Origin of the sequence: Paenibacillus catalpae (genome assembly GCF_900112695.1) — a bacterium.
In the GTDB taxonomy this organism is placed as follows: domain Bacteria; phylum Bacillota; class Bacilli; order Paenibacillales; family Paenibacillaceae; genus Pristimantibacillus; species Pristimantibacillus catalpae.
Genome location: NZ_FOMT01000001.1, coordinates 737824 through 750199, shown reverse-complemented (window position 1 = coordinate 750199; position 12376 = coordinate 737824). Strand labels below are relative to the sequence as shown.

At 46.7% G+C, this 12376-nt stretch carries 9 protein-coding genes; 1 reads left to right on the top strand and 8 read right to left on the bottom strand.

Translation table 11 applies throughout. The features are described from left to right. Positions 1-29 precede the first annotated feature (29 nt). Both BM200_RS02970 and BM200_RS02965 read right to left on the bottom strand, forming a co-directional pair. Positions 30-881: an AraC family transcriptional regulator gene (locus BM200_RS02970; RefSeq protein ID WP_091181168.1), complete on the bottom strand. Its 852-nt coding sequence runs from the start codon at positions 879-881 to the stop codon at positions 30-32. Between the two features lie 116 nt (positions 882-997). Continuing rightward, positions 998-2383, bottom strand: a complete 1386-nt coding sequence (locus tag BM200_RS02965; protein WP_091181166.1) for an ADP-ribosylglycohydrolase family protein — start codon at positions 2381-2383, stop codon at positions 998-1000. 182 nt (positions 2384-2565) lie between these two features. On the opposite strand from BM200_RS02965, the gene rbsK reads away from it, so the two are divergent. Continuing rightward, positions 2566-3528, top strand: a complete 963-nt coding sequence (gene rbsK / locus BM200_RS02960; RefSeq protein WP_091181164.1) for a ribokinase — start codon at positions 2566-2568, stop codon at positions 3526-3528. Between the two features lie 64 nt (positions 3529-3592). Here rbsK and BM200_RS02955 read toward each other — a convergent pair whose 3' ends face one another. The 6 genes from BM200_RS02955 to abc-f all read right to left on the bottom strand — a co-directional run bounded on the left by BM200_RS02955 (position 3593) and on the right by abc-f (position 12161). Then, on the bottom strand, positions 3593-4651 hold the full coding sequence (locus BM200_RS02955) for a HupE/UreJ family protein (RefSeq protein WP_245772868.1): 1059 nt from the start codon (positions 4649-4651) through the stop codon (positions 3593-3595). Positions 4652-4737: 86 nt separating this feature from the next. After that, positions 4738-6237: a CehA/McbA family metallohydrolase domain-containing protein gene (locus BM200_RS02950; RefSeq protein WP_245772867.1), complete on the bottom strand. Its 1500-nt coding sequence runs from the start codon at positions 6235-6237 to the stop codon at positions 4738-4740. 390 nt (positions 6238-6627) lie between these two features. Beyond that, the gene (locus tag BM200_RS02945; RefSeq protein ID WP_091181155.1) at positions 6628-7500 is read right to left on the bottom strand and encodes a carbohydrate ABC transporter permease; all 873 of its coding nucleotides are present in this window, start codon (positions 7498-7500) and stop codon (positions 6628-6630) included. Continuing rightward, entirely contained in the window at positions 7497-8420 is a 924-nt protein-coding gene (locus BM200_RS02940; protein WP_091181152.1) for a carbohydrate ABC transporter permease, read from the bottom strand. Before BM200_RS02940 ends, BM200_RS02945 begins: the two co-directional genes overlap by 4 nt. Before the next feature lie 72 nt (positions 8421-8492). After that, positions 8493-9908, bottom strand: a complete 1416-nt coding sequence (locus BM200_RS02935) for an ABC transporter substrate-binding protein (RefSeq protein ID WP_091181151.1) — start codon at positions 9906-9908, stop codon at positions 8493-8495. A 501-nt stretch (positions 9909-10409) separates the two neighbouring features. After that, the gene (gene abc-f / locus BM200_RS02930) at positions 10410-12161 is read right to left on the bottom strand and encodes a ribosomal protection-like ABC-F family protein (RefSeq protein WP_091181148.1); all 1752 of its coding nucleotides are present in this window, start codon (positions 12159-12161) and stop codon (positions 10410-10412) included. Positions 12162-12376: the final 215 nt, after the last annotated feature.

Genomic DNA, 12376 nt, shown 5'->3' with positions numbered 1-12376 from the left:
AATCTTCTGCGGCTGTTTGTCTGTTACCCTTACACTATCGTCAGCATGACGCGTCTATAATCTTCAGGTGACATTTCTACAAATTGTTTGAAATTGCGATAAAAGGTTGCCATGCTTTGGAACCCGCATTCGTAGCATATTTCAGTAACCGGCATAACAGTCGTCGCTAATAATCGCTTAGCGTGTTGTATACGAAGCGTAGACATATAAATTTTAAACTTTCTCCCTGTTGCTTCCAATATTAATCGTGATAAATGCGACTGACTGATATGAAATAACGAAGCTAATTGAGATAAGCTGATTTCCCTTTGGTAATGCTGATCCATATATTGCAGCACCGGCCTGATATGCTCATAGTTTCGCATGCCATCCAGCCATGTCGTACTGCTGATTTCGTCCTTGGACATTCGGAGAAGCTCCACGCATATCGTCATCAGCAGGCTTTTGACCGCCGTTCGATAACCAGGAGCACGCTCTTCCTTCTCCACATAAATCTGCTTTATCATCGACCGCAGACGTTCCATACTATCGGTATTACCGTGTAACCGGTTCTGAAAATGAAACGGATAATAGCGAAAAGGCACCATAAGTTCGGGCTCTTCCTTGGCAAGCAGCCCCGAATCAAAGTTAAGGAATACAAACTCACATGGTGAGCCCTGATCCGATTGGGCGATATGATTCTCCAGTATATTCACAACAAAAATATCGCCTGGGACTACGGGATAAACGGTGCCCCCAAAATAAAACTGCCCGCTCCCCGAAAGACATAAGCCCATCTCAAAGCTTTGATGATGATGCTGAGTCTCCAGCTCGAAGCTCGGCGTCCATTTGAAACTATTAATGGGAAGTTCATTATCCTCGTATGTAATATGCAGTATCATGTGCCATACCTTCCTAAGATAAGAATCAGCTTTTTATTCATTGTAACTGAAAAACGCCCGAATGGGGAATAATGCTCCTCATTTGGACGTTAATCCTTATCGCGTTAATGGCATGTTTACTGCTGCTCTTTCAATTTCAAATAAACGTTATGACTTCTTCGCGCACACTCCGAAATCGCAATCGGGTGAAAGCCAATAACGGCCGAATACAAAGTATCGTGGAGAGGTTCAACCCAATGGCTTGGCAATTGCTTGGCACCAAGCGAGGCACCCATGATGGAACCTACCGTGGCTCCATTGCAATCGGTATCCCACCCTCCCAGCACCGATGTAGAGATAGCCTTATTAAAATCTCCTTTAGCAAATACGAGGGATGCTGCTACCAAGGCAGCATTATTATTCGTATGCACGGGATCGTAATGCTTAAAGGCATTCCAAATCTGCTCAACTAAAGCGAGCTGGTCTTCTGTACTTCGAGCAATTTCTACAGCTTTATGAATATCCTGTGCCAGACGGCAGTTTGCAGGGATCTCGCTTAGCCCGATCTCTACAATTCTTAACGGATCTGATTCCACAAACGCGGCCGCGATCATGGCAGCCACGAACATTTCACCATAAATTCCGTTACGAACATGCGAGAAGGAAGCATCCCGCCATGCGAAATCAGCTGCCAGCTCTGGCTGGCCTGCCGCTCCATAGGCGAAGCCGTCTGCGCGAATTTGCGCGCCGATAAATTCACGATAGGGATTCAAATAAGTGCGCACCCAATTTCTCTTCTGCTTCCAATCGGCCGGCCTGCCTTGTTCCCCATAATGACACGTAACTTGGGCGAAATTCAGATAGGACTGTGTTTCAGCCGTACAAACCTGATTATAGGACAAGACCTCATGCCAAAGCTTGCCTATGTCCCAGGAATCCCAATCATGGCCTTTTCTTTCAAGCATCATTAAACCAAGCACGGTATAACGAATATCATCATCCGTTTCCATGTAGGAAATACGTTCTCTTGTACTCGCAGAGCCCCAGGAAGCGAGCTCGATCCCAAATTCATCCTTCGCTGTGGAGTGGCCCGGGGTATAACCGTTAATCGGCCAAGCATCTGCTCCCTTGAACCATAAGTGCACGTTCTCCCAGCCTGCTCTCCCATGCGAGCCCGCCATGAAATTAGGCCACTCGAGCGGTTTTCCTAACGCACAGCCAATAGCTCTCCCGAGCCATGCGCCATAGAACTTATCTGACCATTGTTCATGACTGAGCTCTTTGTCCAATTGGCGGGGACCGTTCGGACGAAGCCGCCGGATTTCCTCCAATTCATCAGGTTCCTCTTTATTTGGATGCTTTGGCTCCAAAGCACATAATTGTTCATAAATCTTCATTAGCTCCGATTGACTGTCACCGGATGCTTCAATTCGTGCCAGGAACCCATCCACCAAGCATCCTTCGTCGCTTCGCTGCTTCACTTCCGCGATCAATAAATCTTTAAGACTAGCCCATCCAGCCATCTTTTTACCTCCAATAGTGTATTTATATCTTGCTTCAAGTCTATTGGAGAACGGACTGAATTTCTTCCCAAAATATGCGACTCATTCTCATTTCTTGTGAAATCATCAAAGTGCATACCACTAGAAAGAACCAAGCCTTATAATGGCGATTAAATTATAAAGCGAGAGGAACGATTTTCACTATGAAATCTATTTATGTGGCAGGCAGTATAAATATGGACATTGTAAACAAGCTTGATCAGTTCCCCCTTCCAGGTCAAACGGTTGAAGGACTGCATACACAATATCACCCAGGCGGGAAAGGAGCTAATCAGGCTGTAGCTGCAGCCATGGCTTGTTCCAGAGTCCAAATGGTAGGAGCAGTCGGCAAGGATGCTTTCAGAGCAACCTTGCTGCACTCCTTGCAGGACAAGGACGTAGGAATAGATTACGTCCTTCCAAAAGACGGCGGATCGGGTCTAGCTTTCATTACGGTAAACAGCGAGGGAGAGAATTATATTGTCCTGTCCCCAGGAGCTAATAAACTCTTGTCCGATCAGGATCTCCCTGATCAAATGTGGATCGATGCCGGATTGATTTTACTTCAGAATGAAATCCCATGGGAAGTGACTCGAGCTATCCTCCAAACAGCGAATGAGTACGGAATTCCGGTCTGGCTGAATCCCGCACCTGCCTTTGTTATGCCAAATGACTTATTCCCGCTTATTCATACTTTAATTCTCAATGAATCAGAAGCGGAAATATTGACCGCTGTATCTATTTCGAGCGAAAATGATGCCATTCAGGCTGTTTATCAACTTCTGCATAGCGGTATTCGCCGTGTTATCTTGACGATGGGCAGCAAAGGTTTATTATTTGTTGATGAATTTAAGCAAATTACTTACCTCGAGGCCTATTCTGTCCAGGCGGTTGATACCACTGCTGCCGGCGATACCTTTATTGGCGCATTCGCTTCGGCATGGATGAGTGGTCAAACACTCAGTGAAGGAGTAAAATTCGCATCCGCAGCAGCAGCATTAGCTGTCGCAAAATCAGGGGCTCAAGACAGCATTCCAAGCAAAATAGAGATCGAGGCATTCATCCTCTCGAATCCTGCACCCAATCACCGAATTGTTAGCCGCTATAATGAGTTCCCCTCAATTTAGCTATAATAATGACTTATGGGCTTTAATCTTAGTGATATTCGTATGTCTTAACTGAAATAATTGTCTAGAATGCACGTTCGATAAACCACACAAATCCAAACAAAAGCACGGCCGTTGAGATGCTCGGCGTCACCCATTTATTAATTCGCACGAGGTTCTTACTGAGGTAGAGAAGAATCGGGAATACAAGGGTAACGATTAGGAGCTGTCCCGCTTCAATCCCCAAATTAAACGATACAAGCGCCGCGGCCAAATGGCTTTTGCCTAAATGGAGTTCTGATAGAATGCCTGCAAATCCAAATCCGTGAATGAGTCCAAATGCAAATGCGATCCAAGGAGCATGTTTGGATTCAGGGGTGAAAATGTTCTTAAGCGCCACGTACACAATGCTGAGCGCAATCGCCGACTCCACAAGTTTACCGGGAAGCTGCACGATGTCGAGTGTCGCAAGAGCAAGCGTCAGGCTATGCGCAATGGTAAAGGCGGTGACAAGGGACAAGATATGACGGACCGTCATCGCGCCAATCAACAGGCTGATTACAAACAAAATATGGTCATAGCCTGTAAAGATGTGTTTTAAGCCAAGCACGAAGAACTGCTTAATCTTCGTGAAAGCGCTCATTTCACCGATATTAAGCTCCCTGACTTCATAGGTGAAGATGAATTCCTGCTGCTTCCCATTCATGATTACTTTCGCCATATTGGCATGACTCGGGTCGCTTTCAAAGATGATATTGTATTTGACAATCAGATTTTCTGGCGCCTTTTTTATAGCATACGAAATGGAAAGATTCGCAAAGAGCTTTTCGTTTATCTTCGTTATGCCGATTGTAGTAACAGTTCCATTAACAGGCATACTGTCCGCATACATCAGGATGTGTGTATTCAAATATTCCTCAATCGGAACCTTATTTTCGCTGATTATGGATTTGAGCTTTTCGGGAACCGCGCTAGCCTGTTCATCTACCTGAAACCCAACGGCATGGCTTAGTTCGACCGCATCCAGTTGAAGCTGGTAATCAATGCTGGTGTTCTTCACTTCAATTAACGAAAATCCTTCGCTATTATTGGTGTGGGCGCTGGCAAGCGAAGGCGCAACGACAAGCATTAGCAATATCAACACGAAAAGCCATGTACATCTCACGTTCTCTGACACAACCCTTCTTCATTAATAAGGAGGGGAGCATGACGCTCCCCTTCCTCGCAACCTTACTTCGTCTGCAGGAAGATCGGGTTCGAGTAGAACCACAGATCCGACCACGGATTTTCGCCTTTCGGATCAAGAATCGGCTCAAGTTCGTTGGTATTTGTACCGCGAACCCGAATGTAACTGTCTTTGTTCACATTCTTCAGCGTGTAAGTAACCGTAACCGTCTCGCCGTCGCGCTGCCAGCTGCTCTCATCGAAACGTGCAACTACTTTAGTCGTTGGGTTCGCTGCTGTGGAACGATCTTCCACTTTACCCGTCACTTCGCCCATGATCAGATCCACTCTGTTCACTTTCGGATTGTCGCCATGGTTGTTCTTCGCATTCGGGTCTTTGAACGTGATAGTAACCGTTACGTCTTTGCCGTTGCCAGGAATCTTAAGTGTTTCGCCAATCGATGCGCGGTTGCCATTCGACTGCGCATGTGCAGGGGACTTGCCTGCGGCTTGCGCCGTCACGTCGAGCTGATTGATCAGGTCGCCCGTGGTGACAAAAATGCGGCCGTTACGCAGACCGTCAAGGATGCTGCTGTACGTATCCTGGGCCTTGACGTACGTCTTGGAGTATTCGCCTGGCCAGAAGTCGCTTCCGCCGTCTCGCCAGTTCACGTGGGAATCCGACGTGGAGGTGATCCACCAATGACGGCCTTCACCCAGCATGGAGTCCCACAGACCTCCAACCTTTGCTGTCATTTGGTCGAAACCGCCCATCGTTGCGTAGTTGCCGTACCCGCCGCGGTCGCCTTTCGGGTCGATGGAGCCGTCAGGATTGATGGCGCCAGCCTGGTGTCCAGGCGCTCCTTCCATACCAACGGATACGTTCGGAGCCGTATCGTTCCAGTTACGGAACTCTTGCGGCGTATCTTGCCCCCATTTGGTTTCACCGCTTGCCGAACGCGCAGGGTGATTAGCAAACAATACAGGTGCCAAGTCCAAATTTTTCATATAATTCAGCGCGTCGATCATGTTAGTTTCCGTATCGCGCTGCGGATCTGACGGATACGGATCGCGCTTATTGAATTTGCTTTCGATATCATAGAGCGTCTGCGACTCGGCATCCGACTTCGGGATGATGAGAGAACTATGGTCAGCGGCAGGCGTATCAAACTCCATGCCGTAGAACAGCTTTAGATCGGGATTCTCGTCACGGGCTTTCAGCACCTCAGGGTATGCTTGCTCCAGGTTGACTTTGGAGTGGTTCGGACCGCCATGGTCGGTTGAAACCATCCAGTCAAGCCCATACGAGTCTGCCATCGCGGCATTTTTCACGATCGGGTAAATCGCGTCTCCCCCACGGATCGGAGTCGGAGGATTTGTCGTGTTATCCCAGCCAACGCTCCATTCACTGTGCACGTGGTGATCGCCCGCAAGCCACTGCATGTCCGTTTTTTCGGCTGCTGCTTTCGGTACGCCAAAACCACCGGTAAGACCCTGAGCGGCTACGGCCGCGGTTGCCATTGCCGTTACTGCCAGCATTGGGAGCGCTTTACGTTTCAACTTCAAAACTATCAACTCCTTTAGTATATGATTCATTTAATAACATAAATGTAGTATGTTAACGGGAAAACAAGTATAAGTAATGGTTATGTAAAGTTTTTCCTGCTGACACGATTATGAGGAAAAGGCCATTTCAGTTACGGGATGGCCTTTTGCGCATTGAGGATTCATATGGATAATAAGAAAACGGAGCAATTAAAAAAGACTTCGGCGTGCACAGCAGAGCTTTGGCTCGGCAGTTTTTGTGATAGCATAAAAAGCAGGGGGCCTTCAAAGGGCTCCCTGCTTCCGTGATCATAATATCCGAATTAACGAATTGCTTCCGACATTTCAAACTCACAGCCTTGCTCTTTTGCAGTGGAATAACTGATCATTTGATCTTGGTTTTCCTCTCGCTCAATTTTTTAATCCGGTTAGAGTAATACCCTCAACGAAATACCTTTGACCAATTAAGTAGAAGATGACACCTGGAGCAAAAGATAAGCATGTGGCGGCCATGGTAAGCGACCAATCACTTTTTAGTTGGCCTCTAAAGTTGGTTAGTCCGAGTGCAATCGTGTATTTATCGCTCGAGTTAATGTAAATCATCTGTTGAAGCAAATCGTTCCATAACCCTATGAAGATAAACAACGCGACGACAATCATTGCGGGTCGGATAGCCGGCATGATTATACTGAACAAGATGCGGAAGTACCCGGCACCGTCGATCGTTGCCGCTTGATCGAGTTCTCTTGGAATGGACATAATGAATTGACGGATCAAGAAGATATTAAAGGCGCCGCCACCACAAAAATAAGGCAGAATCAATGGCCAATAGCTGTCATTAATCCCCAGGCCGCGCGTCCAGCCGATGTACAGCGGAATGAGCGTAACCATGGCGGGCAACAGCATTGAACCTACGCAAAGTGCCCAGATCAAATTTTTGCCCCGAAATCTTAACCTTGCAAAAGCATATCCACACAAGGTAGCCGTAAATGTTCCTGCCAGACAGGAGGGAACGATAATGACCATCGTGTTCCACAGGTATTTCCAGAATTTAAATATCTCTAGTGTCTTCTCATAGTTGGAAAACAGCCAATTTGGGGGTAATAGAGACGGCGGATATTTATAGATCTCGGCATTGGTCATGAGAGACGTACGGAAAATCCACCATATTGGAAAGAGTGCCAGAATGGTAAATACAATAACGACGACAAAAGTTAAAATGTTTATCATCCGGTCCCTGCGTTTTTTGCTCCTAAGTCTGCCCCCGTATGCTGCTACACTCATTTGTCGTCGCCTCCTTCGTTATAAATCCATTTGCCCGACGTCTTAAACAATACGGCAGTAAAGGCCGCAAGAATAACGAATATAATGAAAGTAGTTGCGCAGGCATAGCCTATTTTGTAATTTACAAATGCCTGATCATACATGAGATAAGTCATGAATCGGGAGGAATTGCTTGGACCACCATTCGTTAAAGAAAGTGCTGGTGTAACGACTTGAAGGTTTGCGATCAAACTCATCAACAGGTTGTAGAAGATAATCGGTGTCATGCACGGTAAGGTAATATGGCGGAAACGCTGCCAGCCGTTCGCGCCATCCATTTCAGCTGCTTCATGATAAACAATGGGAACGTTTTGAAGTCCAGCCAAAAAGATAACGATCAAATTGCCTGCCAGCCAAACCGAGATTAACGATAGCGAAGGAACGACATAGCTGGAATCGGCGATAAAGAGAATTTTTTTAAGCCCAAGTTCGGAGAGAAGATAGTTGAAAAAACCAAAATTCCCTTCATAAAGCCAAGACCATCCTACGTAAATCGCTGCAGCAGGTAAAACATACGGCACATAGAATACAGCTCTGAAAAAACCTCTTGCAGGAATTTTACGGTTCAGCAGCATCGCAATAAATAGGGAATAGATCATACTGCCGATTACCGATATAACCGCAAAATAAATCGTCGCGATAATGGAATCTTTAATATAAGGATCCGTGGTAAATAGCTTGATATAATTATCAAAACCGATGAATTCGGGGCTTTTCAAGCCAGTCCAATTTGTCAAACTGATGCCTAGTACTCCAAAAAGGGGCAAGTACGTCAGAAAGATTAATCCCAGGAAGGCTGGAATCAAACAAATATAAGCTACGCGTGCCTCGCTTGAATAAATACGGGAACGGCGCTTTTGCGGTTTATTAATAGCTTCCATTTCTCGCTCCCCCCTCATGTTTAAAGGATGACTGCCGCTTGCGTGTTCATGGCGGTCATCCTTCTGTCTTTTTTATTGATTGCCTGTATGTGCGGCTTTCAATGCATCGAGATTTTTGGAGATGGCGTCCTTAGCAGTCGTTTTACCCGTCCATACATCCCCCAGCACTGATCCTAGCAAGGTGTTAAAGTCCGTCGTATTATTCGTATAGAACCACGAAGCAGGTCTTGCAGCAGCAGATTGCGCATAATCGACTACGGCAGACTTGTATTCGTCGTACGATGGGAAGTTTGGATTTTCGACCCATTTGCGGGTTAGCGTTTCATCCTTATACCACTTCTCCAGCGTTGGCATCCAAATGCCCGATGAGATGAGTGCCCAGTTATTTTCTTCGGAATTGTACCATTTCAGCCATTCCATTGCTTCTTCCGGATGCTTGGATTGAGAGAATACAACATTGGCACCGCCTGTATTAAGGGTAACTTTATCCTTCATGTAAGGCAGTACAGCTACGCCATAGTTCAGCCCGGCCTCTTTCGCCGTATTTAAGCTGGTTCCCACATTCCATGCACCATTCGTTGCCATAGCGACCGTACCTGCAATAATGGTGCGTTGAATGCCATCATCGGTCTGTCCGACGGACAAAGGAGCAACATGATCTTTCAAGTACAGATCAGCCACTTTCTGGATTCCTTCGATGCTGGCGTCTTCTCCAATCCTAACCTCTGTACCGTCATTGGAATAAAAACCTCCGCCATTACCGATGGCCCAAGTTTCCAGCTGCCACGGGAGATTCTCCACGGATGCCCCGTATTGAACGATGCTTTGTGAATCGAAGCCTTCCTCACCAGGATGTTTGCCTTTTTTATCGTTCGTCAATTTTTTGGCTGTTTCTACGAATTCGTCCCATGTCCATGCTTGATCGAGCGAGGAAGGAGGATAAGGAACGTTCGCTTTGTCGAACATGTCTTTGTTATAATAGAGTAGGAGGATTTCATTTGCAGCAGCATAGGCAACGGTTTTGCCTTGATATTTGTAAGCCAGGCTATCAAGCGGCTTGCTGTCGCTTCCTTCATACATAGAACTTACATCATTAAGCATGCCTTGAGAGGACCATTGGATGACGCCATCCTCTTTTAACATGCCTGTATCGGGCAGCTGATCTGCCGTTGCAAGCGTATTCAATTTTGTCATGTAGCTTTCCCATGGAATCGCTTGCACTTCCACTTCAATTCTGTCTTGGGATGCATTAAATTTATCCGCCACCGCTTGTGTGGTACTCCCTTCTTCCGCACTTCCCCACATCGAGTAGATAATTTTAACCTTTTCAGTCTTGGAAGATGACGTTGCAGGTGCTTTGGTAGCATCTGTTCCGGGTGATGCTGTGTTTGACGCGTTGTTTCCGTTTCCGTTGTTTCCGCAACCTACGACACTCATTGCCAATGCAGCCGTGACAAGACCTACCCCAAGTTTCCTTCCTGTTTTCATGACCCCGATCTCCCTTCAAAATTTGCTTTAATGTATATGTCTAACCGTTTGACTCGAACGTTTTAAGTTCTCATGCTTCCGAGTTAAACGTTTAACATCAAGCCCATGTATATTGTGCCATTTTTAATTACTGAGCGAAACCGATTATTTCAACCTGTTTTTTAAATATTTCAACCACTCGAAAGGCATGGAGTACAATTGGCTCGGTTTTACTTTACTCAGCTTCTTAAATTATCTTTGGTTCCAAGTTAAACGTTTAGCAAAATTCTAATTTCGTCAGGAATAAGTAAATCTAAGGATATCTTATTCCAATTTTTATACTTTTTCAACCATTTGCATAAAATCTAGTAAATGAATCCTACTTGAAATCTATACCTTCTTGCCAGTGGCAGAGTCACCTCAGTAAAACACAAAGCCCGAAAGACATGCACTTTTTTAAGTGTCTATCTTTCGGGCCACTGTTCTTCATATGAGCATCCGGATCGTATTTGCGCTATTTTCTCATGTACTCAGCCACTTCTTCCGAGCGAGCAGCTGCTTATACTCTTCGTCCAGCTCCGCATACCGGATGTCGGTAGACTTCATCAAGCTTAATTCCCCAAGCACAACCGCCAATCGGTTCGCGATAACCAGCTTCTCCTCTTCCAACTGCTGCTCGTTCAACTCGCTCGCAACATGTATACTTTGCGTCCGCTCGCGAAACGCTTCGTAGCCGGATTCGATCCGCTTAATACCGCCGCCCTGAAAAACAAGAAGCTTCGTGCAGATCTTATCCATCAGATATCTGTCATGCGAGACCACAATCAGCGTTCCGCAATAATCCGACAACGTTTCTTCAAGCTGCTCGCGGCTTGCCAAATCGAGATGATTGGTCGGCTCATCTAGGACGAGCAAATCCTGCTCGCGCATCATAAGCTGCGAAAGCTTGATCCGAGTACGTTCGCCAAGACTTAGTTGAGCAATCGGCTTCTGCAGCATAGAGGCATCGAAGCCCATATTGGCCAGCATCGTTCGCGCTTTCCCAACATCGCTGCGGACTTCATGGCTCTCCTGCAGCAGTTCTAGGACAGTTCGCTGTTGATCGAGATCGGATACATCCTGCGTTAAATACGCGACTTTGGCAGTCGGACTAATCCATAGCTGACCGGAGTTGACCTTTTTTTGGCCTAACAGCATTTGAATAAGCGTCGTTTTCCCGCAGCCGTTAGGTCCAAGCAAGCCGATTTTCTCCCCGCGTTGCAAATAGAAGGAGCTGTCCTTAAACAAGGAGCGCCCGCCATATGACTTGCCAATCCGCTGCGCCTCTACAATTCGTCGGCCGCGTTTGTCCGGCTGATCCCAGCTAAAGGTTACCTTTGCTTCCTCACCCGGCTTCTTCACGCCTTCAAGATCAATCTTTTCCAGACGGTGAATGCGGGATTTGATTTGCTTATCCATGCTTTTGGCTTTGCTGCGGTAGAATTCCTTCACGCCTGTACGCATTTCCGCCATTTTCCCAACCTTGCCTGCTTCGCGATGCGCTTTTGTTGACCAATTCTTCAGCCGTTTGATTTCCGCTTCAATCTTCTGCTCATATTTCTGCTGTTCTTCATACTGATGCAGTTGGCTCTGGAAGCGACGGGATTTCTCCTCCCGATAGAATGTGTAATTGCCCGGAAAAGACGTCGACACGCCATCTTGCAGTTCTATAATCCGGTTCACCGTTCGATCGAGAAAATAACGGTCATGCGAAATCACGATTGTCGTGCCACTATACTGTTGAAGCTCTTGAACGAGGTAATCGACGCCGTCAAAATCCAAATGATTCGTCGGTTCATCGAGCAGCAAAATGTCCGGCTTCGACGACAAAATATGAGCGATAGCCAGCTTCGTCTTCTCTCCGCCGCTCAATCCTGATAAACGCGCTCCGTCCCACTCCTTCACCTTGTGCAAGCCGAGATGACTCGCAGTCTGCAGAAACTGCTCCGTTTCACGCGACTCATCTGACTGAGCCATCATCTTGCTGAAGGTACTAACGGTATACGAGGTCGACTGCAGCAAATAACCGATGCGCAGTTGATCCTGGTGGAATGTGAGCTTGCCTTCGTCAGGCTGAATCGTACCGAAGATCAGATTGGCCAGCGTTGTTTTGCCTGCACCGTTCATCCCAACCAAGCCGACGCGCTCTCGGCTTGCCAGATCAGCGTCAACTTTCACGAGCACATTCGTGTCGCCGAAGCTTTTTTTAATTCCGCGTAATGTTAATAATGTCATTCCAATCACCACTTCTAGTTTAGTTGAACAACTGACATGGGCTATGATTGTCGAATGACAAGGTGAAACGGCTACCGCCGTCCCTGGTGGCGAGGCGCGTTTCAATCCGATGAATTCTAAGCCATGTTTATTAGCACAGCTTATAAACGCTTAGAATTCAAAAAAACCGCAGGACGCGCCTGCGGCTAAGGATATGCGGAAATAGGAATAGCGTG

Bases quoted from the DNA above. Each gene is read 5' to 3' on its own strand.
- BM200_RS02970 (WP_091181168.1), bottom strand. From the start codon at position 881: ATGATACTGCATATTACATACGAGGATAATGAACTTCCCATTAATAGT.
- BM200_RS02965 (WP_091181166.1), bottom strand. From the start codon at position 2,383: ATGGCTGGATGGGCTAGTCTTAAAGATTTATTGATCGCGGAAGTGAAG.
- rbsK (WP_091181164.1), top strand. From the start codon at position 2,566: ATGAAATCTATTTATGTGGCAGGCAGTATAAATATGGACATTGTAAAC.
- BM200_RS02945 (WP_091181155.1), bottom strand. From the start codon at position 7,500: ATGAGTGTAGCAGCATACGGGGGCAGACTTAGGAGCAAAAAACGCAGG.
- BM200_RS02940 (WP_091181152.1), bottom strand. From the start codon at position 8,420: ATGGAAGCTATTAATAAACCGCAAAAGCGCCGTTCCCGTATTTATTCA.
- BM200_RS02935 (WP_091181151.1), bottom strand. From the start codon at position 9,908: ATGAAAACAGGAAGGAAACTTGGGGTAGGTCTTGTCACGGCTGCATTG.
- abc-f (WP_091181148.1), bottom strand. From the start codon at position 12,161: ATGACATTATTAACATTACGCGGAATTAAAAAAAGCTTCGGCGACACG.